Here is a 22,955-nt window from a genome sequence, read left to right as displayed (position 1 = left end):
GTACTTGGGCCACCGCGTCGGCGATAACCGGCCGCCGCGGTGGCCCTCTCAAGAGAACGCACAGTTGGTTCTTCGTGACCAAACCGTTACCCTAGGGCGGTATGCCCGAGCGGCTCGACTATCGGATGAGGACAAGATGACGGAGAAGACGCACCGCGTTTCTCTACCTCGCCTACCGTTCATGGCCCGGCTCCTCGTCGTCATGCTCGCCATCGCAGGGGCCTGCCTCGGACTGGTCACGATGCACGCGACAACCAGTCACGACGCCGCCCATTCCCACGCCGGAATCAGCGGCGCCCACGATCACTCGGACGTCGCCCCGAACGGAGCAGCGACCGCCTCCGGCTCCCTGCAAGCGGGCATCGACTCCGGGTTCCTCGCCACCTGCGAGGGGTGCGCCCTCGGAACTGTGGCCGGCGCGACGGGAGCCGCCTTGTTGCTCCTCGTCTCCGCGGTGGCCTTCATTCTGGGACCCAGGCCTGCCGTCTTCGGTCCCCTTATCGACCGTGGACGCGTATTGATCCTCGCCGTAGCGGCGATACCTCGAAGTCTCACTCCAGCGCCCCTCGCGTTAGGCATCAGCAGAACCTAGAGCCGGCCACTTCTTCGTGGCCCCATCATGTCGCCGTGTCGGCATGTGACGTGTGCGTGCATTGCCGACTCGTCTGCTCGTTCTCCTGTTCTTCTGACGAAATGTGCTTTTGACTAACCCGAACCCCGACGCCGCCTACCCCAGCCGGCGCTCTCTCCGCACCCCAGCTCCCCAAATCGATGAGGGGAAATTCCCCCGCCGCCGCGACCTCCGCGATTCCTCTACCGGTTCCGCACCCACCCGGCGACGCGATCTCCGGCACCTGCCCGAAGCGCAGACTCCGGTTGAGGACACTCATCGCCAAACGGTCGCCATCTCCCCGGCCCCCATCACCACGTCGGTCATGTCCTCACCGGTCCTTCCACCCACGGTGGAGCGCACTCTTCGAAACCACCTCGACAACAAGGCATCACAGCCGGCACCAGCCCGTAACGGGCGTCCCGTCCGCCAGGCGCCAAATAGAGCGCGCCGCGTGCAGGCGAGCCTAGCGATGACGTTCATCGGTCTCCTGGCGGTCACTTTCGCCATACCGGCTGCGGCCGCACCAGGTCCAGATGAGGGTCTCGCGACGTCGGCTGCATGGTCGACCCAGACACTCGTCGCAGGCGGGACGATCGCCGCGGTACAGCGCGACGGATACGCCGTCACCGAGGCGCCGCCGCCCCCGCCCCCGCCCGTGGTGGTTGTGCCGGCTGCTTCAAACGCGTTCGCGAGGACGGCGGATACCTTCACCAACAACCCCGCGTCGCCGATCCAATGGCCGTTCACCACCGGAGTGCCCATCAGCGACGGGTTCGGTCCCCGAGCTGCACCCTGTGGAGGCTGCTCCAGTTACCACAAGGGTCTCGACATGAACCCTGGTCAAGGCACCCCGATCCAAGTCATCGCAGATGGAGTCGTTACCGTCGCTCAAGCCAGCGACAACGGCGGCTTGGGTGTGTACGCCGAGATCGAGCACGTCATCGACGGTCAGCGCATCACGAGCGTCTACGGGCACATGCTGGAAGGCTCGCTTCAACTCAGCGAGGGCCAGGTCGTGACGGTGGGGGAGCAGGTCGGGAACGTCGGCAATACCGGGACCAGCACCGGCGCGCATCTTCACTTCGAGATCCACGTCGACGGAACGCCCATCGATCCCTACGCGTGGATGAGCGCTCACGTCCTCCCGTGAGCGAGGCTGAGCAGGCCCCCAGCCGACCCCCTCGCAGTCAGCTGCGACGTCGGGAGGGGGGCCGGGTGCGACGGTGGACGACGATAGCCACCTCCGCCCTAGTCCTGGCTGTGAGCACATTCCTCGTCACGCTTCCCGTTCAGATCGCCGAAACCCATGCCTCGGCGGTGCCGGCAGTGCCGGCGGCGCAGGTGGTGCTCTTGCCCACCAGCCCGGGTGAATCGGTCACACCGCAACTGTCGAGCCTCGGCGCTCCTGCCCTCCTCGCCTGGTGGCTGGCAGGCACTGTGATCGCTCTTCCAGCGCTGGTGCTCTCCCTCACCCTCATCGCCTCAGCCGTACGGCACCGAAAATCCCCCCGAGCCGTCAGACGACCAGGACAAAGCTATTGAAAACCCGACCCCGAGCCATCATCGCCGTCACCGCCATCGCAATGTCAGGAGTCATGCTGACCGGCTGCACATCCCAGGACGCGCCCCCCGGGGACACCGCGTCCGAGTTCGGGCACGTTCACGGGCTGGGGTATGACCCTGGGGCCGGGATCGTGTTTGCGGCCACCCACCTCGGCGTATGGGCGCTACCCGCCAGCGAGCTTCCCTCTTCGTTCGGAGCAGGAAGCCTTGCCAGTCCGCCTGACGGTGTTCCACTACTCATCGAAGATCGCCGGCAAGACACGATGGGCTTCTTCGTCACGAACGACGGCCTCCTGCTCGCGTCCGGGCACCCCGACCCCACCGACACCGCCGCCCCCACCAACCTCGGTCTGATCAGCAGCGACACCGCCGCTAGGGAATGGACGACCGTGTCTCTCGCTGGCGAGGCAGACTTCCATGACATCGCTGCCACCACAACCTCCACCGGCGCCTCACGCATCTACGGCTATGACGCCACCCGGGGTCTGATCAGAATCAGCGACGACGGCGGAACGACCTGGTCAGACGGCGCCACAATGGACCTCCGAGATCTCACCATCGATTCCACCAACCCCGACCGGGTGTACGCCACGACCGCATCCGGCGTGCAGATCAGCGACGACGCCGCGCGCACCTTCACCGCCATGCCCGATGCCCCGGCCTTGTTCCTGATCGCCACTACCGACACCGGCCTCGTCGGGATCGACACTTCAGGAGTCATCTGGGCGAGCGACGGCGCTGGATGGATTCAAGGCGGCACCGTGACGGGGGAGCCACAGGCTCTCGCCTTCGTCAGTGGCTCCGCCCCCTGGCTGCTCATCAGCGACGACCGAGGCGTGGTGGCCACCGCCGATCTGGGCGCCACCACCGTCCCGCTCGTGAAAGCACAGTGACCCCACTGCTGCCGGCTGCCCCATGACGCATCTGCTCTTCAGGCGTAGCGTCGACGGCAAACCCGGTGACCAATCAATCGAAGGAGATCTCGTGTCTGTCATCGAAGAAATGCTGAGCACCCACCCCGCTGACCTCGGCAGCGTTGATAAGGCTGCGTTCGCAGCCTGTATCGCGGCCTGTCTGGAGTGCAGCCAATCGTGCACCGCGTGCGCCGACGCGTGCCTCAGTGAAGACATGGTGAGCGAACTCACCCTCTGCATCCGCACCAATCTCGATTGCGCCGACGTCTGCGCGGCGACGGCTACGATCCTTTCTCGGCATACAGGCTCCAACGAGACGACACTTCGGGCGATCGTTGAAGCCTGCCGCGCCGCGTGCGCCAGTTGTGCAGCAGAGTGCGAGAAGCACGCCGACATGCACGAGCACTGCCGGATCTGTGCCGAGGCGTGCCGACGTTGCGAGCAGGCATGCGCTGAGCTCCTCGCCAGCCTGTAACGAGCCGCTGACCTCTCTCGCGCACAGTCGGACTGCTACGAGCGCACCAACCGAGCGATCGCGTCCGATGCCTCTTTGATCTTCGCCTCGCCCTCTTCGCCGCCGAGCTGCACAGCGTCAACGACGCAGTGCTTCAGATGGTCGTCGAGCAGTCCAAGCGCGACGCTTTCCAGCGCGGAGGTGAGGGCGGAGATCTGGGTAAGGATGTCGATGCAGTACTTCTCGTCATCGACCATACGGGCGATACCGCGGGCCTGACCCTCGATGCGCTTCATGCGAGCGAGGTACTTTTCCTTGTCGGTGATGTAGCCGTGGTGCGCGGAGGCGACGTCGGTCATCGTGTGCTTCTTCCTGATAGCCCGATCATCGGGACGGCGTTTCTGACAGGCGATCAGCGGGGGCCGAGTGATCAAGAGCCGCCCGGACACTGGTGTCAGGGTCAAGTTGCAGCCGGCGCAGGAGCTGAGCGTTCACCGCCACCACGATCGTAGACAACGACATCAAGATCGCACCCACGGACATCGGCAGAACGAAACCAATCGGGGCCAGGACCCCTGCCGCGAGCGGCACCGAGATCAGGTTGTATCCCGCTGCCCACCAAAGGTTCTGCTTCATCTTCCGGTAGCTGGCACGAGACAGCTCGATGACACTGAGGACCGATCGCGGGTCATCACTTGCCAGGATGACGCCCGCGGAAGCGATCGCCACGTCGGTGCCGGCACCAATAGCTATTCCGACGTCTGCCTGCGCTAGCGCGGGCGCGTCGTTGACGCCATCCCCGACCATCGCCACCCGTCGATGCTCGGCCTGGAGTTCCTTGACCTTGCTCGACTTGTCCTCCGGGCGCACCCCGGCGAAGTAGCGTTCAATTCCCAATTCGGTAGCCACCGAGTGGGCAACCGCTTCGGCGTCTCCGGTGATCATCACCACTCCCACGCCTTGCGCGCGAAGTGCCTCGATGGCCTGCCGAGACTCCTCCCGGATCTCGTCGGCGAGCTTCAAGGCACCGACCACCGAGCCGTCGACGAGGACGTGAAGGATGATCGCGCCATCCTGCCGCCACGAGTCCGCCACTGCGAGTTCGGCCTGGTGCTCTTGATCGAGCAGGTGCGGTCCTCCGACCTGAACGCGAGACCCATTCACCGTCCCGGTCACCCCAACCGCGGGCGACGACGCGAAATCGGTCACGGCCGGCACTGACAGGTTCCGTGTCCGCGCGGCGTTGACGATAGCACGGGCCAACGGGTGCTCTGAGTCCGCCTCCACCGCCGCAGCCAGGGCAAGCACCTCGTCGTCTGAGCGGCCATCCTCCGCTTCGATCGCCGTTACGGTTGGCTCACCCTTGGTGAGCGTCCCGGTCTTGTCGAACAGCACCGTGTCGACGGTGCGCATGCTCTCGAGGGCCAGGCGGTCCTTGATCAGCACCCCACCTCGGGCGGCGCGCTCGGTCGCGATCGACACCACAAGCGGAATTGCCAGTCCAAGAGCGTGCGGGCACGCGATCACGAGCACGGTGATAGTCCGCACTACCGCTTCGTCCGGGAGTCCCAGCGCCGTCCACACGATGGCGGTGATGACCCCGGCGCCGAGCGCGAACCAGAACAGCCAGCCAGCGGCCGTGTCGGCGATGCGCTGCGCACGCGAGGACGAGCTCTGAGCATCCGTAACCAGTCGTTGGATGCCGGCGAGGGCGGTGTCCGCGCCCACTGCCGTGATCTCGACCCGGAGCCCGGAGTCCGTGGCGACGGTCCCTGCGACAACCGTTTGGCCTTCACCTTTTCGGACGGGACGAGACTCGCCGGTGATCATAGACTCATCCATGCTCGCCGACCCCGACACGATCTTGCCGTCTGCCGGCACCCGACCACCCGGCCTCACGACCACCACGTCGCCAAGCGCCAGATCGGCGGGGGAGACCACGACTGTGGAATCCCCGTCGACGCGCTCGGCTTCATCGGGCAGCAGCGCAGCGAGCGAATCGAGTGCCGACGTCGTCTGCGCCAACGACCTCATCTCGATCCAGTGGCCCAAGAGCATGATCACGATCAGCAGCGCAAGCTCCCACCAGAAGTCCAGCTCGTGATCGACAAGACCAAGGGTCGCGCCCCAAGAGGCGAAGAACGCCACCGTGATCGCCAGAGCGATCAACAACATCATCCCGGGCTTGAGAGCCCGCAGCTCACTCACCGCACCGGTCAGGAAGGGCCGGCCACCCCAGACATACATGACCGTTCCAAGGACCGGGGAAACCCAGCCCACCCACGCGGCATCCGGGAGGGAATAGCCGATAATCATGGCGAACATCGGCGAGAACACGACCACCGGAATCGCCACGACCAGCATGATCCAGAACAGCCTGCGGAACTGACCCACATGATCGCCGTGCCCCGAGTGGCCACCGTGCCCACTGTGACCGCCGTCCCCGGACTGCGCGTCATGTCCGGAGTGATCTGCGTGACCGTCGTGACTGTTGGCCATCTGGTGCGCTGCGTGGGGATTGGGAACGGCCTGCGGCATGTGCTCACCTGTCGTCGGGTGCTCATGTTCTGAGTGGTTATCCATGAATTCTCCTGCCCATTCCACTATACCCCCTAGGGGTAAGGTGTGTAAGTGGCTGCGCCGCCCCGCTATTCCCAGTTCTCGTCGCCGCTCGGGAGAGAAATCGACGTTCTATCCGTACCCGCAGGTTGGTGAAGGGACGCTCAATGCTCCAGAAGACGAGTTGCGAGACCAACACAGACACAAGCAGCGAGATGCTGTCGGTGAGGATCGGGGCGTCGATCAGCGGGCCGATCACTGCCAGCACGATCTTGTGCAACAGGTAGAACGAGAAAGACAGCACACCCAGGTGCACAAGCACCCGGCTGTTCAGCAGCTTGCCGATAACGCCAGACGGGCGAGTGATGACGAACCAGAAGATCGGGACCAGAGCAAGGCACTGAAGCGTGGTCGCGACGCTCAAGCGGAACGACAACGCAGGCACGACGGCGCTAAACACGAGCGTCCCAATGGCGACAGCAGCGATCAAGCCCAGATGACGTGCGATCCATCGTACGAGACGGCCCCTGAGAGCAGCTGCGTCGCCCATCACCGGATTCATCAGAAGGGCTAACGCCGCACCCCACAAGATGCTGTCGATACGGGTGTCGGTCGAGAAGTAGAGCCGATCGAAATCCGCACCGTTGAGCCCGAGGAACACCCGCCATCCCGCAATCAGAAGACCCACGCTGACCAAACACCAGCCCACCAGTGTGCGTCGGGCACCTAGGCGGTAGGCCACCAACAACGCCACCGGTACGACGAGGTAATACTGCTCTTCAACCGCGAGCGACCACATCTGGCTCGTCTCCGGCGGAAGGCTCTCGTATCCCCTCGCGACGATGTAGTAGTTCGTGTAGTTCAGGAACTCCGAAAGGACTCCCCAGCCGCTGATTGACGAGGGCAGCAGGCCTGCTGTCGCCAAGGCTAACGAGACCACGATCGTGAAGTACGCCGCCGGCAGAATGCGGAACGTTCGTCGAAGATAAAACCGGGTCAATTGGATTCGCCCCGACTTCTCCAACTCGCGGCGGAGAAGGGTCGTAATGAGAAAGCCGCTGAGAAAGAAAAATACCGTCACCCCGGCATAGCCGGGCCATTGCCCCTGGTCGGTGCGGCCGTGACCGACGAACACCACCAAGACTGCCAACGCGCGCAGACCATCAAGTGACGGAATTCGAGGCGAAATGGGATGAGCTGATGCGGTGGGGGAACTGCGATTGCGCGATGACATGCCGCGGAGGGAAAGCACGAGAAAAGCCCTTGCATTCAGAGACCAGAAGAGGGCGCGCCGACGGGGCGCGGGCGCGTGCAACTTGCACCGGACGGAGGTCAACGGCGCGGAGCTCAAGCGGGACACCGAGGAGAGCCCGGGCAGGGCTCAAGTAACGGCTCTGGCCTCTAGGTTCGGCTGATCGAGAGCGCGGCCAGAGACGGGCCTTCGGCATCTCGATGGTTCACCTGGCCCTCATCGGGGCTCTCGTCTGCGACCACGGAGATCTGAGACAGCACGGTGGGCGTGTCAGCCAGGGCGCCCACTGTCACGACGGCGCGCGCGGGCACAGTCCCGTCGTGATCGACCTCGACGTGTTCGTGGTCGTGGTGTCCGGGTGCGGGGGCATCGTTTTGAGAGTCAACCGATCCCAGGGAAGACCCGGAGGTGGGATTCGTGATGCCGGCCACATGGCTCGCACCATCGACCGAGGGCAGAGGAACAACGTGGGCGAGCGCGGTGGAGATGATTAGCGCCAAGGTCATCACCGCGACGAGAAGAACCCCCATCGGGCGCGCAGAGCGAAAAGCAACACCACCCTGCACTATGACCTCCAACCAGTTCCATCGTCCCCCGATCGAAGGAGGCATCCAAATTCTCGGTGACTCTCCTACAGCATTCCCAGGACGACCGACTCGCGCGCAGCGGGGAACGGGCAGGTGCTGGCCGCTCTCAGATGGGCCGCCGGCTACCTTAGTGCCCTAGTCAGCGACCGCATCGACGTTTTCCTCGGCCGACAAGTGAGCCCGAAGAGCATGCCACCCGGCGGCCCCACCCCGCGGGGCTGAGACCGCCGTGCTGGGTGGTCTCGGGAAGGTCAATTGTGTTTATTGACATAACGTCATGTACCAGGCGGTCTCGATTTACGGTTCGGATCGACTTTATTGAGACGGCATAAGGGCTTCAAAACTTCAAATCCCGAGTGTTCGCCACGACGTCGTCATGTGCCGCCCTTCAGACCGATGCCGCGCTTGGAAGAGGGGCTCGAGAGAGTCGCTCTTGACATAATAATTGTTATCAGCGTCTTAAATATCGACCTCGCACCGCGTAGAAGACCTCATCGACAGACATAGATCAACCGTGAGAGAGAGATCTCGGGCGCAGCAACTATTTGGCTTGCTTAGCCATGGCCTTTTTGGAAACTCGCTGAAGATATGCGTACTGCTCACGCGCTTTGCCGGCCAGCTGAAGAAGTTCATCGCGGTTCTTGAAGTCGATCTTGTAGTCATCAAAGGAATCCTCCGTCTTCTTGCTCTCGACCCTCATCGCAAGGGTTCCTGCGGCGTGACTCACGAGCTCGTCGAGTCGCGCGTCTAGCGCGGGAAGGTCTGCGACTGCGTCAGCGGGTTCGTCGAGTATCTTTTGCGTATCCGCATTCGTTCGCATGAGCTCTGCGATCAAGAACGTGACCACTAGGTGGGTGAGCTTCTTTGCGTCAAGATACTGTTCCGGAATTTCGGCCTCATTGCGTTCAACGGCCTCAACGATGCGCTGGCAGAGAATGATGTGAGCGGCCGTGATGTTCTCGCGAAAGATCGTTCTGTAATTTTCCTCTTCGAACAGCGCAAGCAGCTTCACGGCAAGCCACGGCTGCTGTACGTAGACAGCGCAGAGCCATTGAGCTGCAAGGTCGTTAGGGATCTGGGTTCCTGGGTACTTGGCGCCCGCGTCAGGATGGGTAATGTAGTGGAAGAGGGGATAGTTGGCTTCGAAATCGGCTTTGAGTCTCAGCTGTATTCCCGACAACGCCCGAAGATTCCGCGCATTGACAGGGTTCTGGCTGTTGCTTCGCCGTGCCACCTCGCGAGCAACCTGGATGTGCTCCCCGATCTCGACGAATTTCACCATAAGAAGTAGTGCCTCGGTCAGCTGAGCCTCCCGGTCCCTTAGGGCCAAGACGCTCTGGGCTCCGTTGACAACGGAGATACCCTCAAGCTTGATTCGCGAAGGGGTCGTCACAATGCTGTCGGAAACGACAGTCAGTCCGTTGTGAAATGCGAGAAAGTTCTTGTGATCGATCTCCTTCTCGAGAGCCTTCCGAAGTGAGCGGCTGACTCGGTTGGGACGAAGTTCTTTCCGAACGTTCATATCGAACAGGGTCCGATCTTCGATTCCCGGCCATTTCACGATCGCCTTAGCTGGCACGGCAGCTATAACATGCTTACGGCCATCGACGGTCACCTCAAATCTCTGAGATTTGGGTACCAGTACCACTGCATTCACTGAGACAGGTCGTGGCTCAAGGAATGCATCGCAAAGAGGCGCTAAACGGTCTAGATCGTAGGTCGTGAGGTAGTCGGATCCAAGCTGGGCGTTGGTCGCCGTCTTGAGCTGAATGGCCTTCTTGTTCAACCATCCAGCTGTGATGAAAACGAGACGGATCTTGAGCTTCTGCGCGGCGAGCTTGGATCGCAATTGAAGTCGAAGAATAAGCGCTTTCAGGGCCGGTTCTAACGGACCATCATTCATGAGGGCATCGAGGCTCTCGACATTCGCAAAATGACCCGCGTACCCCACGAGCAGAGCGAGTTCTCCTTCGCTCACCTCTTTAGGTGACTCAGGGTATTTCGACTGAACTAGTATGAGAGTCTGCTCGTCGTCGTCGGAGAGCCCGTTCTCTAGGTATAGGGCGTCGATTCCCCGATCATCGGTCCCATCACTGATGTACTCGTAAGCGTCGAGGTCATCGAAGCCGACGATATTGCGTAAGTACCAGAGGACCAGAATAGATCGCTGGCGATTGAGGCCTTCGGAAGCATCAGGATTTGCGACTCTGGCGATCGATTCGTACTTACTTTGGCGATCAGCGGCCTTGGTCATGTTGCTCCCCCAATTGATGAAACTCGGCCTAGGTTATGGGTGTTCTACTTTGGCAGGCAAGGACGGTAGAGCCTTCGCTCAAGGTGCAGAGCGCGTCCCGCCAGCTCAGCCCTCTTCGGTCGAGATAGCGGTCACCGTTGTGACTTCGCCTCACCCTCTAGGCCAGAGAGCCCCCTCCGTGTTCCGGGCGGAACCCGTGACGGCACATATCGGAGCGCCGTTGCGGGTGGCCCGGTGACCATTGACTGCCCTCGGAGGGGCGGTGCGTCATGATCCGACTGTCAATTTTCGGGGGCCCGGAGCAGCCGGTTCGTGGATTCGTTCGTGCCGCGCCGGTCGACGTGCGAGACAGTCCTGGTACGGTCATCCCCCGACCGGCTCCAGGCCGTGAAGTTCGTTGACGCGGGCGGCGAAATTGAACGTGACCTGAAGGTCATCACGGGCACCACGTCGGGGTACTTCGACGACGTGCTGCCTAAGAGAAGGGCAACAAGTGGTGCCTCCATCGGGTCGCGAGTCAGCGCGCATGCTTCGCTCCACCCAGCGTCGTCGACATAACGAGGTTGTCGGCGGTCTGAACCGCCAGCTGGCCCCGCCACACCGTTTCGTCGGACTGGTGCGTTCAGGCTTGTTGGCCCCAGCTCGCAATGGAACTCCAGCGATAGGCCATCTGCTGTCGGATGCTCCCAATAGGGTGGGCTCCATGGCGGACCCTGTACCTGCTCGGCTTCTCGTGGTCGATCTTGATGACACCTTGTGGTACTGGTTCGAGCCCTGGTACGCGTCGTTTCGGGCGCTTCTCGGTGGCCTCGCGGGGCAGTCCGGGCTGGCCGAGCATGAGCTGCTTCCTGAGATTCGGCAAATCCATCAGAAGCGAGGAACGTCGGAGTACTCGTGGCTTGTCGACGAGTTGGAGGTTCTCAGGCCGGCCGTCCCAGAGGGTATGACGGCTCGCGAATACTTCGACCCTGCGCTTCACGCGCAGAACTCAGCTCGTCTCGTTCATACGGGACTTCGCGAGGGAGTTCGTGAGTCGTTGGAAAGCATTCGTACGGCGGGGACGAAGATCGTTGCATACACGGAGTCCCTCGAGTTCTGGACTCGGTGGAGAATCCTCCGAACTGAAACCGATGGATTGCTCGACGCGTACTATTCCTCCCCCGATCACGACGCCCCACTCGGACTCGACCCGAGCGCGTTGAGACGGTTCTCTGACGACTCATACCAACTTCAGGTGACAGAACACCGCCATGTGGCGAGGGGTGTCCTTAAGCCCTCCTCAGAAGTCCTTTCGCAGATCATCGCCGATTACGGCGTGAGCCCTGAGGAGACTGTCTACGTCGGCGACACCCTGATGAAAGACATCGAGATGGCCCAGCGGGTCGGAGTCCATGATGTCTGGGCAAAATACGGAGTGAACCATGCGGATCCCCGCTACGGGCTACTCCAGTCCGTGTCCCACTGGACAGATGAGATGGTGAGGAAAGAGCAGGATGAACGTCCCGGCGTGAATCCGACCGCTACCTGGGTGCTCGAACGAGGGTTTGATGAGCTGCTGGGCATGTTCGACTTCCGGCCCACTAGGAGAAGCGATGCCTCGCAAGGCTGACGAATTTGATGTCGCGACGTCCATTGACATCTGGAAAACCATCGTTGGAGTACAACAGCACTTCAACGACATCGGCTGGCGAATCAGGTCATTAGCAATCACGGCGCTCACCTTCGCACTCGGTGCGACGTTTTTCGGCTATCTGAATGCGAAGTCAGTCAACGTTGGGACATGGACGTTTAACCCAAGCGTCTTCGTTCCCGTGCTGGGACTGTCTATCTGGGCACTCTTCTGGTTTGCCGACGGCATCTGGTATCACCGGCTACTCAGGGGCGCCCAAAAGGCCGCTGGGCCGATCGAGGATGCGCTGAAGGCGCATGGGATAGATGCGGGGCTGTCGACGGCGATCACGGAGGCGAGTCACGAAAAGTGGTTTGGGAGGGAGATGAACTCCACCCGCAAGCTCAATATCTTCTATGGCTCTGGAACCGGGATACTCTTGCTAGTCGCCTTAGGCGTATTCGCCCTGACGCTCAATTGGGAAGTCGTTCTCGGCTCGGTGCAACCAACAGGAACGCCCTCTCCTGCGCCGTAAGGGATCGTAGCGATCAACGGGCTCAGCGCCGGTCTCTACCGGTCTGATGGATCCGCGTTGTCTTCCTCGGCGACGGGGATATTGCGACGTTCCATCTTGCTCCGGACATCGACATGGTGCGCCACGGGAGTCGCTGCGAGGACCTGCTCGATCATCTTGATCAAGAATTGCTCCGGGCGCACATCGGCCGGGATCCGTTCGAGTTCGATGCGAACGGCGCCGTCCGTCGCGTGATTTACGAGGGCTAACCCTGTGGCGGTGTACCCATTTGCGCCGCCGAGGTCGCGGAGCTTCCTCATCATGTCGACGGTCTTCTCGAACGCATCCGGTTCGTCGTCGAGGATCGTTGAGCGCTGGAGGAAGAAGAACCCGACTGCAGCGAGCGGGTAGCGGCCGCGGAGGTTGCCGGCGTCGCCATATGCCTCCTCGAACCTGTTCGCGAGGTTCTTGCCGAAGGACGAGACCATGGTCTTGGTGCTGAGCATGAGCTCGGGTCCGCGGTCCCAGCGGGCGATGGCGACGTCGACCTGCTTCTCGTATGCCCGTCCCAGGATTCGTGCGTCGGTGGGGACGATCGACGCGAAACCGCCTCCGGTAAGGCGACGTCGTATCTCTGAGGAGAGATCCTTCGGCAGTAGTTCGAGCAGCGCGGCGATGTCGCGGGGAACGATTCTGGGACGTGATGCTCTGGGCCAGACCTCGTCCGCGCCGAAGCCCGCGCGGCGCAACTCGTGTGCGAGCCAGGAGTCGACCCCGTTGGCGAGACCGCCGGATTGCCAGCCCTTGTCTGAGCTGAGCGGAATAGCAAGGAGGCGCTCGAAGGCGGCGTAGTCCGGGGCGTAGACGGGCGATTCGCCGAGTGCGTGGACCCAGGGGTCTGTCAGCGGGGTTGACGCGAGCGTTTCGTCGAAAGGCTCGAAGGAGTCCCCACGGGCCGCCATCAGATGTTCTGCCCGCTGCTGCGGCCGCGGACGGTCCGCCGGGTTGAGAGCGCGGCATGGTCCGCGCGCAACCCATCCAGCTCTCGACCCTCCAGGACCCCCGCGAAGAGGACGTCGTCCACGGCCGCGACGGCGGCGGCGAGCCGCTTGGACTGCAGCAGCCGTTGGACCCGCGGCTTGATGGCAATCAGCGCCTCCTGGTGCCGCGCCAGAAGATCGATCGCGGGCATCCACCAGCGGTCTGCTTCTCTTGGCTCGATCTTGAGGATGCCGCCCCCGTACGACCGACCCACCATTTCCGCGGACAGAAGGGTCAGGGAGTTCAGGGAAGCGATCGGCAGGATGCTTCGGGCGAGGTCCCGGTACTCGGCCTTGATGTAGACGCCGTGCACGCTGTTGAGGTGCCGTACGCCGGCGGCGTTGGTGGTCAGACGCGCGGTGTCTGCGTTCATGTAGGTCAAGAGAAGGTCGGGGGCTGCTAGCACCGGCACCTTCCACCAGGGGATTCGTACCCTGCACTTGTAGGCAGTGTCGACACCGGTCGCGTGGCCGAGCTCGATGTACCGCTTCGTGGCTTCGGCCGGATGGTTACTCGGGTAGAGCAGCCAGGTGGCTTGGCCTGCCTGTCCGAGCCTGGTCATGGCGCTGTCGGTCAGCGCCAGTCCACGAAGGTGCCCACTGCCTGGGGGGCTGATGCGCAGGAGGTCACGTCGCGGAATGCCGAGTTCACGCACACGAGACGGTGACAGCGCGAAGAAGCGGTTTCCGCCGGTCACGGCGCCGAGGGACACATCCCCGTAGCTCGACAGGGGGACGAAGGCCTGTGCGCTGAGTCGGCGAAGCGCCGATTCGGTCGTGTCGGAGAGAGCCAAGGGGGTCCAACGGTCAGCAGTGCTGATCGGCGCCCACGTCGTTCCCGCTTCTAGGGAGTCGAGCGTGGCGGCGTTCCGTGTCTGACGCAGGGACGCGCGGCCGGACGGCGCCTGTCCCCAGCCGTCGGCCTTGACCAGGACGGTGTCGGCCTCGGCGTCGGGAAAGACCTGCTCGTCGAACACGACGAGCTCAACGCTGGCGAATCTCTCAAGGAGGAACCGGCGTACGGGCGCGGCATAGTTCACGCTCAGCAGCTCGGCGGGCAGGACCAACCCAAGCCGACCACCGGGCTTGAGAAAGCCTGCGGAATGGACCACGAAGGCCGCCCAGCTGGAGGAAAGCCCGGTCAGCGCCACGCCCTGCTGCAGCGCGGCAAACCGGGCCCGATCGCGTTGCGCTCCGGTCCACTCCTGATAGCGGATGAACGGAGGATTGCCGATGATGGCGTCGAATTCCGGGACAGCATCGACGAGGAAGAAGTCTTGGACTGCGATCTCCCCGCGACCCCCGGCATCCTGAACCACCTTCTCGGCGGCTAGGGCGCTCGGCGGATGTATCTCGACGCCATGAACGACGGGCGTGGCGGTGCCCAGACTGGTCAGACGCTTAACGGCGGCGGTGAGGAAGGCAGCCTCGCCGGTGCTCGGTTCAAGGACATGATCGCCGGCACCTCGGATGGCCCACGCGACGATGTGCTCGGTGATGCCAGAAGGGGTGAAGAACGCCCCGCGTGCCTTCCGCGCCGACGCAGAGTCGATGCCCTCTTCGAGGTCAGGTGAGTCGGACAGCACGTCACCACACTATTGGCTACACCACCGACATCGCGGCACCGCTGCAGCACAGATCCCGTGTCGCGGGGCCTAGTGGCGCAGACCACGCCGATCAGCTCTGACCTGGGTCCGTCACGCGTTTGGATCGGCGGACTAGCGTGTCGCCATGGCTTATTCTCAAGGCGAAGCTGCCGGTACATACGAGCCCAGCAACCTCGCTATCCGCGCTCTAGACGCGGCACTCCGCATCCAACAGCCAGCGATAGAGAACTTCATCGCCCGTGCTCGCCAGCGTCGGCCCGATGCAACACCAGCAGAGGTGATCAAGACGCTTGAGCGCATGTATCGAGCCGCGCTCGCTGGGAGCGGCGCCGCCGTAGGCGGCGTGGCGGCGCTGCCAGCCGTTGGAACCGGTGCTGCGCTAGTCGTATCTGGGGGCGAAGTGTTCACCACACTGGAGATGACGGCCGTCTTCGCGCTCTCTCTTGCGGAGATTCATGGAGTCCCAATCCAAGAGCTTGAACGGCGCAGAACTCTTGTGATGGGCATCCTGCTCGGGGGCGGCACCACAGAGACCATCTCGCGGGTAGCGGAGCGCACAGGCCAGCATTGGGCGAAGAACATCGTCGCTCAGATACCGGCGTCCAAACTGCTCCAGATCAACCGGATACTTGGACGAAACTTCATCACCAAGTACGGCACGAAGCAGGGGATCCTGGTCCTGGGAAGGGTCATACCGTTCGGGATCGGGACCGTGATTGGTGGCGGAGCGAACCTCGCGATGTCGGAGGTCACCATCCGGACTAGTCGCCGCGCCTTCGGGACGCCGCCTGCAAAGTGGGACAAGACGATGTAGTTGTCGGTTCAGAAGGGCAATGGTCCTGTGGAGGAGGGGGGAGGTAGCTTTCTTTGGTGAAGGATCCTGCAGACCATTCTCAGTCGGCGGTGGCGGCTGGCCTGCTCTCCGAGGATGACGTTGTGCGATCAGTGATGGCTCACCTCAAGGCGGGCGGTTGGACGATCGAATCGTTCGCACTCAGCCATCAGCACGGCGATGACATCGTGGCCGTGCGCGGCATGGAGAAGCTTCTCGTAGAGGCCAAGGGGGAAGGAAGCTCCCGGGTTGGATCCCGCAGGCATGGGCTTGCCTTCAACCGTAACCAGGTGCGCACGCACGTTTCCGTGGCAGTCGTGCGAGCCATGCAAGTCGTGTCCAGCGCCCACGCGGCGGCCGCGATCGCACTGCCTTCCAACGTGCTACACCGATCCGAGGTAACCCGGATCGCCGTAGCTCTCCGCATGATCGGTGTTCAGGTGTTCTGGGTGGCCGCTGACGGGTCGGTCGAGCTGCAGGCATAGTCAGGGACCGCTGAGTTTCCCCGGTTGCGCAGTCTCCTGCAAATATTGGAATGTGACAGCCATGTCGAAGCTCCGAAAGCCGTAGCGCCGGCTCGCCCTCACCGAGGGGCAGCGGGTCGGCGCGTTCGACCCTCGGAGTCTCTATGTCTCGCACCGACGCCCATCAGCCAGTACGCGTTCTTATCGCCCATGGCAGCGTGCGCGCTATCGCCGTTCACAATCACGTCGATCGCGCCTGCGATCTTCCCCCGCGCGATCGCGTCGACGACCGCTTGGGTGGTCCAGCCATATGCCGTTGGGAATGGCGGTTCGATGGCGTGAACATCTGCTCCTGCTGGCTCTGCCACGAGGGCCAGAACCACAAACGCGAGCTTCGCCGGACGAGGCACAGCAGCCACAGAAGCCTCCACGGGGCCGCCAAACGCTGGAACGGTGGCGACCGCGAACTGGAATGACGGAAGGGTGTTGTGCCCATCGTTGATCGACACACGGACCCGCCGTCCTCGAGGATCTCCGGCAGCTCTGATGACGCGTTGGCTATATTGGACGGCGGGACAACCTCACCATCCGCGCATCCCCGGTCGGCTGCACTAAGCGGAGCGGAGCTCGGCTCTCAGGTTCGACACGATCGCATGCTCTTGAGCACTGACTTTCTCCGGGACCGGCCGGTCGGGAGAGTCCATGCCTACCTCGCGTGCAACACGCCGCCACCGCCTCTTCTCAGAAGCAACGAGGACGCCACTCTCGGCTGCCCAGCACATCGTCCATGCCGACGAGCCCGTTATTCCCGAAGCTTCGACAGCTCAAAGGGATCTGGAGGGGTGCTTTTTCGAACAGGTCCGCTTCCTGAGACACCTCACTGAGACCCCAGGAGGGGAGCTGGCAATCCTCCAACTCCTGCCGGCGCCCAGCAGCCTGACAATACGACTCAGCCCGAGCACCTCGATTCTTGAATGGGTCGAGGCGGCTCTGCCCTTCTCCGACGAAGGAGGTTCAGTCGGGATCCCCGGGGCACAGGTGGCGGTCCTCTCCCCCGATGTCGTGCGATTCGACTACAGAGATGATCGTTCGACAGGACGAATACTCATCGAGGGTGCTGACACGGCAGCGCTGGCCGACTATCTGCAGTCCACTGTGGCCGCAGCTCCGACCATGGAGCGGCCACCTTCCCATGAAGGCCGTGTGAGGACCCGCCGAGCATTGAGCGCACTGGTCCGCAGGATCGGGCTCCTCGACTCGTTCGCGCCTTTCGACGTGGACTGCTGGGGTTGGCTGGGCGGAAGCGCGGCCGTCGAGGCCTACTGCGGACGGTTGGACAGCCAGATACTCCAGGAGTACATGCGTTTGATGACCTCTCAGGACTGCGAGCCACATCTGGTCCTGAGAAGCCTCGAGTTCCTGGGGGACTCCGCTGACATCGTCTTCTCAAGCGGCGGCATCAATCGATTCCTTAACGTCCGATTGAGACGCAGGAGCCGGGAAAATCCAAACGGTCAGAACGAGTCGCCATAGAGCCGCTCCCCTACTATGCCGGTCGGCGCCCCCTCACCGAAGTGCTCAACGGGAGGGTCTTCTGAGAGGACTCGAACCGCGGGACTCCGCTGCCTCCGGGAGTGCGCGAAACACTTCGGATAGCGATCGTCTATCGAGACGTGTGGACAGGTCGGCCGCCTTGCAGAGACGACGGTTTCGGGTGCTGACGGTGGTGCGGCGGACAGGGTCGACGGTGAAGCGGTCGTGTGGGCCGTGGACCGGCTGGACTTTGACGCGCTGCAGATGCGGCTCACCACCAGCCCCGCCGCGGTGCAGCGCCTCGCCCACCAGCGGCCGGCGTCCTATGCCGCGTTCGACCTCCTCGCCGTCGACGGCCAGGATGCGCGGTCGCTACCGCTGCGCGATCGCCGGGCCCTCCTCGAGCAGCTCGCCCGGGACTGGACCCCGCCCCTGAACCTCTCGCCCGCCACCACCGACTACGACGAGGCCGTGACATGGTTCGAGCAGCTGCACACGGCGGGGATCGAGGGGCTCGTCGTCAAGGGTGCCGGCGACCGGTACAGCGGGGGAGTACGGCAGTGGGTGAAGGTCAAGCACCGCGACACCCTCGACGTCGTCTGCGCCGCCGTCATCGGCCCCGCCCATCAGCCCCAGGAGATCATCGTCGGCCTGCCCGTCGAGGGAGAGCTGCGCATCGTGGGCCGCAGCACGCCGCTGCGCGCGGCCCCGGCTCGTGCCCTCGGCCGCTTGCTACGGCCAGCGGTGGGGGAGGGGCATCCCTGGCCGGCACAGATCAAGCCCGGCGCCCTGGACCGATTCGGCAACAGCGGCCGCGAGCTCGTCGACCTCACGCTCGTCAAGCCGATCGTGGTCGAGATCTCCGCCGACGTCGCCTGGTCGGGTCGCTCCTTCCGGCACGCCGTCCGCTACCTGCGAGCTCGACCCGAGCTCGACCCCGTCGACGTCGCCGAGCGGGAGCGCTGACCCGTCCGTGCTCTAGTCAGCCACCTCGACAGGCTCCAAGAGCGCGGGGTCGTCCCAGACGGGCCGGGCGCGGACGTTGTTGATCGCCTTGCTCACCGGGTACGTGGTGATCGTAGAGGCCACGGTCTCTGATGTGGCCATGAGCATCTCGACCGTCTCGGATGGGTCCTCGAGGTCGGTGGGGGAGAGCCACGCGTCCCAGGTGTCGGGGGTGAGGAAGGCTGGCATGCGGTCGTGGATCTCGCCGGAGGCGTCGCGGGCCTCGCGGGTGATGATTGCGAACCGCACATCCCACCCGTCGCCGGTCTTGACGGGCACGTAGATGCCGGCGGCGGAGAGGAAGTCGGCGGGGGAGTGGATGAAGTAGGGCTGCTTCTTGCCTGCGATCGTCTTCCACTCGTAGTAGCCCAGCATCGGCACGATCGCGCGCCGGCCGATGAACGCCTTTTTCCAAAGGTTCGAGCTGGTCAGGTTCTCGATCCGAGCATTGATCTGCGGCGCCGGCGTCTTCAACCATGGCGGCCGGAAGTCCCAGACCGCGTCCCAGTCGACCTCGCGGCGCAGCTCGCCGGAGTCGTCGTCGACGCGGTCGCGGACGATCACGGAGGTGTTCGTGGGGGCGACGTTGTAGTTGGCGTCCCAGTCAGAAGGGCTCCAGTCCTGCGGTCGGCCGCCGGCGTGGACGTAGGCGGTGATGGCCTCGTTGACCTTGCCGTCAATCGCGAACCGTCCGCACATAGCTGCACGCTACGCCGGAAAACGGCGCAGGTTGTACCTCAGCAGCAGGTGCAGCCGTCGGTGCATTCGGTGGTGCAGCAGCTTCCGTCGCAGCAATCAGACATGAGGTTCTCCTTCGGGGCGGTAATTCATCGGTTGGTTGGGGTCATCGAGCAGCGTGGTTGCTGACGTGGCGCAGCGTCGATCGGGCGGACGCATTTATGCAGAACCGCCCGACTTTCGCCGCCAATGCGTTCGATCGTGGCCGTCGCGGGGCTCACTCGCAGCATCCAGGCACGGCGCAGGACTCGTCGTTGCACGGCGCTGAGGTGTCGATGGCCAGGACGACGTCCACCAGATCGTTTAGCGCTTTTGCGAGGTGTGCATCCGCGATCTCGTACCGGTTCTGTCGGCCTTCCGGCTCCGCTACGACAATGCCGCAATCGCGGAGACAGGTCAGATGGTTGGAGACGTTCTGACGCGTCAGATCAAGGGCTTCCGCAATCCCGGCAGGGTAGGCCGGTGTTTCGAGAAGCATCAGCAGAATGCGGGAACGAGTCGGGTCGGCCATCGCGCGTCCGAGCCTATTCATCACGTCGAGCCGGGTTGCGAGCGTCAGCATAAACCAATTAATACAGCTACTGCTGTATTAATCAACCTCAACATACTGTTCAGGCCCTACTGTACGATCGTTGCCGATACCTAAGACGAAGATCGGGCGGAAGGACACACGGTGCGACGAGATGACGCCGCGACCGTGAATCGCCCCTTGCGGCCGAATCGAGTTGTCGGGGGTCTCCTGAGTCTCCTGACGATCGTTCTCGCCGCCTTCTGCCTCCACTTTCTCGGTGCAGCCTCAACAAGCACTGGCGATGCGCCAATGAACGCTATGACGGTGGCACACCTGGACGACGTCGGCTCTTCGATGAGTGACACCGAGCAGCCAGTGACGGATGGCCTAGTCGGCTGCGCTGCAGTCGGCTTGATCTGCATAGTCGGTGTCGTGGCGCTGCTCGCGCTACGATTTTCGCCCGGCACAATTCCCATAACGCAGCTAGGACTACTCATCCGCGCTGTCCCACTCCGGATCGTGCGCAATGCAATGCCCGAAGGGCCGTCACTTCACGCTCTCAGCCTCCTCCGCATTTAGAAGCTGGTCAGGCTCCCGCAACTCCTCCCGCCAAGTGTGAGTTGCGGTGTGCCTTCGCGCGCCCACTTGGGCGCGCTTACCTCGCTGGAGCTGAGAATCGAAGGGAACCTCCATGAGTTCGAAGAAAAAAACGATCGCCGGCGTGACCCGGCGCCACGGCATCGCCGCCGCGCCAGCATTGACTGGGCGCACCAAAATTGTCATCCTCGCTGCCGTGTCTCTAGCCGTGGCAGCGGCGATCGCGATTATCGCGATCAGCGTGGCGCAGAGCACGGTGAATCGTGCTGCGACCGCGCCCGAGGGCGGGACAGCCGTAGTGCGGGCCAACAGTCATGTTCTGGGTGAGGCGGCGGACGGGAAGGTCACGTTGGTCGAGTTCCTCGACTTCGAGTGTGAGGCGTGCGGGGCGTTGTACCCCCATGTCGAGCAGTTACGCGAGGACTATGCCGGTCGGATTACGTTTGTAACCCGCTACTTCCCATTGCCTGGTCATCAGAACTCGAAGCCGGCCGCAATTGCGGCGGAGGCCGCAGCGGCGCAGGGCGAGTTCGAGCAGATGTACCGAATGATGTTCGAGACGCAGCCGCAATGGGGCGAACGGCAGGAGACGCAGGCCGCCATCTTCCGCGGCTTCGCCGAGGAAATCGGCTTAGACATGACCGAATTCGACGCGGCGGTGGCCGATCCGGCGACCTTGGATCGTGTGCTGGTCGACTTCAACGACGGCGTTGCTCTGGGAATCCAGAGCACCCCGACGTTCTTCTTGAACGGCGAAATGATGACCATCACCTCAATCGATGACTTCCGGGCGCAGATCGATGCCGCGCTGGCCGAGTAACGCAGTCGCGGTAGCCGCGGCCGTCGTCGTCGTGGCGCTGCTGAGCGGGTGCGCTGCCGATCCGCTGGCCGAGCAGTACGCTGCCGGCGACAGTAAAGGCTTCATTGCCGGCGATGGGTCTGTTGTCGAGATTCGTCCGGCTGATCGCGGTGAACCAATCGTGTTCACCGGGACCACCGACGATGCCGCGGAGCTGACCTCGGCAGATTTCGTGGGCCAGGTACTCGTGGTGAACTTCTGGTACGCGGCGTGCGCCCCATGCCGGCTGGAGGCCAAAGACCTCGAAGCGACCTACCAGCAGTATCTTCCGCAGCAGGTGGCGTTCCTCGGAGTCAACGTGCGAGATCAGCCGGCAACAGCGCGCGGGTTCGCCGAGACGTTTGGCGTCACCTACCCGTCACTGGTGGACACCGATGGGGGAGTGCAGTTCAGCTTCGCCGGAGAGGTCGCACCCAACGCAGTACCTACGACCCTCGTGCTGGACCGGCAGGGGCGGGTTTCCGCTCGGATTCTTGGCCGCGTGACAGAGCTTTCAATCCTTCGCGCTCTGATCGAATCAGCATTGGACGAGCAGCAGTGATTCCCGAGCTTGTCTTCAGTGGACAGCTTGCCGTCGCCCTGCCCCTCGCGGTGTTGGCCGGGCTGGTGTCCTTCGTGTCACCGTGCGTGCTCCCGCTGGTGCCGGGATATCTCGCCTATGTCTCCGGCTCCGCAGAGCACACACGTAACCGAGGCCGCACCATCCTGGGAGCAGCCTTGTTCGTCCTCGGCTTCGCCGTGGTATTTGTCGCCTACGGCGCCCTCTTCGGTGCGCTCGGCGCCTGGCTCGTGCAGTGGCAAGACGTCATCACCCGGGTGCTCGGCGTCATCGTTATCCTCGTCGGAATCGTCTTCCTGGGTTTCATCCCCGGCCTGCAACGCACGGTCAAGCTGCCCGTGAAACCGGCAGTTGGCCTCGTTGGCGCACCAATCCTCGGAGTCGTCTTCGGACTCGGCTGGACGCCCTGCTTCGGCCCCACTCTCGTCGCGATCTCGGCCCTCAGTCTCGAAAGCGGCTCCGCCGGCCGCGGCGCCCTCCTCGGCTTCGCCTACTGCCTTGGTCTCGGCCTCCCATTTCTGCTCATCGCCGGGGGATTCGTGTGGGCCACACGCGCCATTGCCTCGTTGCGCCGCCTGATCCGGCCCCTGAACATCGCCGGCGGGACCTTGCTCATTCTGCTCGGAGTTTTCATGGTCACTGGCGCGTGGACCGCAATCATCTACCAAATTCAAGGCTGGATAGGTGGTTTCGTTACCCCCATCTGAACACCCACAGCCGCACCTCGCGGATGGTACCAACGCACAGACACAGCCTCAGCGACAGGCGGGTGCCGGTAAGAGCAGCCGCATGGCACCAATTAGCGGTTGGCCGAACCACGCACGGCCCTCCACGCGCGGCCCCACAGCTCTTCGTCTGACACGGGGTCGCGTGCGCTCACGATGGATGTCT

General features: G+C 63.2%; 23 protein-coding genes. 14 read left to right on the top strand and 9 right to left on the bottom strand.

The genetic code is table 11. From position 1 onward, the window contains the following. The first annotated feature begins 136 nt into the window (after positions 1 to 136). The 5 genes from IEX69_RS19415 to IEX69_RS19395 all read left to right on the top strand — a co-directional run bounded on the left by IEX69_RS19415 (position 137) and on the right by IEX69_RS19395 (position 3,565). Positions 137 to 592, top strand: coding sequence for a hypothetical protein (locus tag IEX69_RS19415; protein ID WP_085021683.1), 456 nt, complete (start codon positions 137 to 139; stop codon positions 590 to 592). Between the two features lie 490 nt (positions 593 to 1,082). Further along, on the top strand, positions 1,083 to 1,763 hold the full coding sequence (locus IEX69_RS19410; RefSeq protein WP_229756480.1) for a M23 family metallopeptidase: 681 nt from the start codon (positions 1,083 to 1,085) through the stop codon (positions 1,761 to 1,763). A 110-nt stretch (positions 1,764 to 1,873) separates the two neighbouring features. Further along, positions 1,874 to 2,155, top strand: a complete 282-nt coding sequence (locus IEX69_RS19405) for a hypothetical protein (protein ID WP_157127497.1) — start codon at positions 1,874 to 1,876, stop codon at positions 2,153 to 2,155. 284 nt (positions 2,156 to 2,439) lie between these two features. Then, positions 2,440 to 3,069, top strand: a complete 630-nt coding sequence (locus IEX69_RS19400) for a beta propeller repeat protein (RefSeq protein WP_157127498.1) — start codon at positions 2,440 to 2,442, stop codon at positions 3,067 to 3,069. A 109-nt stretch (positions 3,070 to 3,178) separates the two neighbouring features. After that, positions 3,179 to 3,565 (top strand): four-helix bundle copper-binding protein, encoded by a 387-nt coding sequence (locus IEX69_RS19395; protein ID WP_085021841.1) that lies wholly within the window; start codon positions 3,179 to 3,181, stop codon positions 3,563 to 3,565. A 35-nt stretch (positions 3,566 to 3,600) separates the two neighbouring features. Here IEX69_RS19395 and IEX69_RS19390 read toward each other — a convergent pair whose 3' ends face one another. From IEX69_RS19390 to IEX69_RS19370, 5 genes are all read right to left on the bottom strand, one after another. Then, positions 3,601 to 3,903, bottom strand: a complete 303-nt coding sequence (locus IEX69_RS19390) for a metal-sensitive transcriptional regulator (RefSeq protein ID WP_085021686.1) — start codon at positions 3,901 to 3,903, stop codon at positions 3,601 to 3,603. A 25-nt stretch (positions 3,904 to 3,928) separates the two neighbouring features. Further along, positions 3,929 to 6,127: a heavy metal translocating P-type ATPase gene (locus IEX69_RS19385; RefSeq protein ID WP_085021687.1), complete on the bottom strand. Its 2,199-nt coding sequence runs from the start codon at positions 6,125 to 6,127 to the stop codon at positions 3,929 to 3,931. Next, positions 6,120 to 7,337, bottom strand: a complete 1,218-nt coding sequence (locus IEX69_RS19380; RefSeq protein ID WP_157127499.1) for an acyltransferase family protein — start codon at positions 7,335 to 7,337, stop codon at positions 6,120 to 6,122. The genes IEX69_RS19385 and IEX69_RS19380 overlap by 8 nt, the downstream gene beginning before the upstream one ends. Positions 7,338 to 7,504: 167 nt before the next feature. Beyond that, the gene (locus IEX69_RS19375; RefSeq protein WP_157127500.1) at positions 7,505 to 7,966 is read right to left on the bottom strand and encodes a hypothetical protein; all 462 of its coding nucleotides are present in this window, start codon (positions 7,964 to 7,966) and stop codon (positions 7,505 to 7,507) included. Between the two features lie 517 nt (positions 7,967 to 8,483). Continuing rightward, positions 8,484 to 10,196 carry an AIPR family protein gene (locus tag IEX69_RS19370; protein WP_085021690.1) on the bottom strand — a complete coding sequence of 571 codons (1,713 nt, stop codon included), beginning with the start codon at positions 10,194 to 10,196 and terminating at the stop codon, positions 8,484 to 8,486. Between the two features lie 703 nt (positions 10,197 to 10,899). Between IEX69_RS19370 and IEX69_RS19365 the strand changes: the two genes are divergently transcribed. Beyond that, the gene (locus IEX69_RS19365) at positions 10,900 to 11,805 is read left to right on the top strand and encodes an HAD family hydrolase (RefSeq protein WP_174604611.1); all 906 of its coding nucleotides are present in this window, start codon (positions 10,900 to 10,902) and stop codon (positions 11,803 to 11,805) included. Beyond that, positions 11,789 to 12,340, top strand: a complete 552-nt coding sequence (locus tag IEX69_RS19360) for a hypothetical protein (RefSeq protein WP_085021692.1) — start codon at positions 11,789 to 11,791, stop codon at positions 12,338 to 12,340. Before IEX69_RS19365 ends, IEX69_RS19360 begins: the two co-directional genes overlap by 17 nt. 35 nt (positions 12,341 to 12,375) lie before the next feature. Here the strand turns inward: IEX69_RS19360 and IEX69_RS19355 are convergent, their stop codons facing one another. Together IEX69_RS19355 and IEX69_RS19350 are read right to left on the bottom strand one after the other, a co-directional pair. Beyond that, positions 12,376 to 13,281: a hypothetical protein gene (locus tag IEX69_RS19355; protein ID WP_085021693.1), complete on the bottom strand. Its 906-nt coding sequence runs from the start codon at positions 13,279 to 13,281 to the stop codon at positions 12,376 to 12,378. After that, a complete protein-coding gene (locus IEX69_RS19350; RefSeq protein ID WP_085021694.1) occupies positions 13,281 to 14,945 on the bottom strand; it encodes an N-6 DNA methylase in 1,665 nt (554 codons plus the stop codon). The genes IEX69_RS19355 and IEX69_RS19350 overlap by 1 nt, the downstream gene beginning before the upstream one ends. Positions 14,946 to 15,090: 145 nt before the next feature. Between IEX69_RS19350 and IEX69_RS19345 the strand changes: the two genes are divergently transcribed. The 4 genes from IEX69_RS19345 (at position 15,091) to IEX69_RS19330 (ending at position 18,761) form a co-directional block, all read left to right on the top strand. Beyond that, positions 15,091 to 15,780 carry a hypothetical protein gene (locus tag IEX69_RS19345; protein ID WP_085021695.1) on the top strand — a complete coding sequence of 230 codons (690 nt, stop codon included), beginning with the start codon at positions 15,091 to 15,093 and terminating at the stop codon, positions 15,778 to 15,780. Between the two features lie 56 nt (positions 15,781 to 15,836). Beyond that, positions 15,837 to 16,283: a hypothetical protein gene (locus IEX69_RS19340; protein ID WP_157127501.1), complete on the top strand. Its 447-nt coding sequence runs from the start codon at positions 15,837 to 15,839 to the stop codon at positions 16,281 to 16,283. Positions 16,284 to 16,964: 681 nt separating this feature from the next. After that, on the top strand, positions 16,965 to 17,795 hold the full coding sequence (locus IEX69_RS19335) for a hypothetical protein (RefSeq protein ID WP_157127502.1): 831 nt from the start codon (positions 16,965 to 16,967) through the stop codon (positions 17,793 to 17,795). A 132-nt stretch (positions 17,796 to 17,927) separates the two neighbouring features. Further along, complete coding sequence (locus IEX69_RS19330) at positions 17,928 to 18,761, top strand: ATP-dependent DNA ligase (protein WP_085021698.1); 834 nt, start codon at positions 17,928 to 17,930, stop codon at positions 18,759 to 18,761. A 12-nt stretch (positions 18,762 to 18,773) separates the two neighbouring features. Here the strand turns inward: IEX69_RS19330 and IEX69_RS19325 are convergent, their stop codons facing one another. Both IEX69_RS19325 and cmtR read right to left on the bottom strand, forming a co-directional pair. Continuing rightward, positions 18,774 to 19,499 (bottom strand): SOS response-associated peptidase, encoded by a 726-nt coding sequence (locus tag IEX69_RS19325; protein WP_085021699.1) that lies wholly within the window; start codon positions 19,497 to 19,499, stop codon positions 18,774 to 18,776. 256 nt (positions 19,500 to 19,755) lie between these two features. Beyond that, complete coding sequence (gene cmtR, locus IEX69_RS19320; protein ID WP_085021700.1) at positions 19,756 to 20,100, bottom strand: Cd(II)/Pb(II)-sensing metalloregulatory transcriptional regulator CmtR; 345 nt, start codon at positions 20,098 to 20,100, stop codon at positions 19,756 to 19,758. Between the two features lie 640 nt (positions 20,101 to 20,740). Between cmtR and IEX69_RS19315 the strand changes: the two genes are divergently transcribed. From IEX69_RS19315 to IEX69_RS19305, 3 genes are read left to right on the top strand one after another with little or no spacing between them, the layout of a single operon-like run. Next, on the top strand, positions 20,741 to 21,466 hold the full coding sequence (locus IEX69_RS19315) for a DsbA family protein (protein WP_085021701.1): 726 nt from the start codon (positions 20,741 to 20,743) through the stop codon (positions 21,464 to 21,466). 31 nt (positions 21,467 to 21,497) lie between these two features. Beyond that, complete coding sequence (locus IEX69_RS19310; RefSeq protein ID WP_229756478.1) at positions 21,498 to 22,046, top strand: TlpA family protein disulfide reductase; 549 nt, start codon at positions 21,498 to 21,500, stop codon at positions 22,044 to 22,046. Next, positions 22,043 to 22,771, top strand: coding sequence for a cytochrome c biogenesis CcdA family protein (locus tag IEX69_RS19305; RefSeq protein ID WP_157127503.1), 729 nt, complete (start codon positions 22,043 to 22,045; stop codon positions 22,769 to 22,771). The genes IEX69_RS19310 and IEX69_RS19305 overlap by 4 nt, the downstream gene beginning before the upstream one ends. Positions 22,772 to 22,955: the final 184 nt, after the last annotated feature.

The organism is Cnuibacter physcomitrellae (assembly GCF_014640535.1).
Classification (GTDB): Bacteria; Actinomycetota; Actinomycetes; order Actinomycetales; family Microbacteriaceae; genus Cnuibacter; species Cnuibacter physcomitrellae.
Note: the sequence above shows the minus strand (reverse complement) of the source record. Positions and strands in the feature narration are given on the sequence as shown.

Excerpts from the sequence above, each read along its gene's own strand:
- IEX69_RS19415 (WP_085021683.1), top strand. The coding sequence starts at position 137 with ATGACGGAGAAGACGCACCGCGTTTCTCTACCTCGCCTACCGTTCATG.
- IEX69_RS19410 (WP_229756480.1), top strand. The coding sequence starts at position 1,083 with ATGACGTTCATCGGTCTCCTGGCGGTCACTTTCGCCATACCGGCTGCG.
- IEX69_RS19400 (WP_157127498.1), top strand. The coding sequence starts at position 2,440 with ATGGGCTTCTTCGTCACGAACGACGGCCTCCTGCTCGCGTCCGGGCAC.
- IEX69_RS19395 (WP_085021841.1), top strand. The coding sequence starts at position 3,179 with ATGCTGAGCACCCACCCCGCTGACCTCGGCAGCGTTGATAAGGCTGCG.
- IEX69_RS19390 (WP_085021686.1), bottom strand. The coding sequence starts at position 3,903 with ATGACCGACGTCGCCTCCGCGCACCACGGCTACATCACCGACAAGGAA.
- IEX69_RS19385 (WP_085021687.1), bottom strand. The coding sequence starts at position 6,127 with ATGGATAACCACTCAGAACATGAGCACCCGACGACAGGTGAGCACATG.
- IEX69_RS19380 (WP_157127499.1), bottom strand. The coding sequence starts at position 7,337 with ATGTCATCGCGCAATCGCAGTTCCCCCACCGCATCAGCTCATCCCATT.
- IEX69_RS19375 (WP_157127500.1), bottom strand. The coding sequence starts at position 7,966 with ATGCCTCCTTCGATCGGGGGACGATGGAACTGGTTGGAGGTCATAGTG.
- IEX69_RS19370 (WP_085021690.1), bottom strand. The coding sequence starts at position 10,196 with ATGACCAAGGCCGCTGATCGCCAAAGTAAGTACGAATCGATCGCCAGA.
- IEX69_RS19365 (WP_174604611.1), top strand. The coding sequence starts at position 10,900 with ATGGCGGACCCTGTACCTGCTCGGCTTCTCGTGGTCGATCTTGATGAC.
- IEX69_RS19360 (WP_085021692.1), top strand. The coding sequence starts at position 11,789 with ATGCCTCGCAAGGCTGACGAATTTGATGTCGCGACGTCCATTGACATC.
- IEX69_RS19355 (WP_085021693.1), bottom strand. The coding sequence starts at position 13,281 with ATGGCGGCCCGTGGGGACTCCTTCGAGCCTTTCGACGAAACGCTCGCG.
- IEX69_RS19345 (WP_085021695.1), top strand. The coding sequence starts at position 15,091 with ATGGCTTATTCTCAAGGCGAAGCTGCCGGTACATACGAGCCCAGCAAC.
- IEX69_RS19335 (WP_157127502.1), top strand. The coding sequence starts at position 16,965 with ATGCCTACCTCGCGTGCAACACGCCGCCACCGCCTCTTCTCAGAAGCA.
- IEX69_RS19325 (WP_085021699.1), bottom strand. The coding sequence starts at position 19,499 with ATGTGCGGACGGTTCGCGATTGACGGCAAGGTCAACGAGGCCATCACC.
- cmtR (WP_085021700.1), bottom strand. The coding sequence starts at position 20,100 with ATGCTGACGCTCGCAACCCGGCTCGACGTGATGAATAGGCTCGGACGC.
- IEX69_RS19315 (WP_085021701.1), top strand. The coding sequence starts at position 20,741 with ATGAGTTCGAAGAAAAAAACGATCGCCGGCGTGACCCGGCGCCACGGC.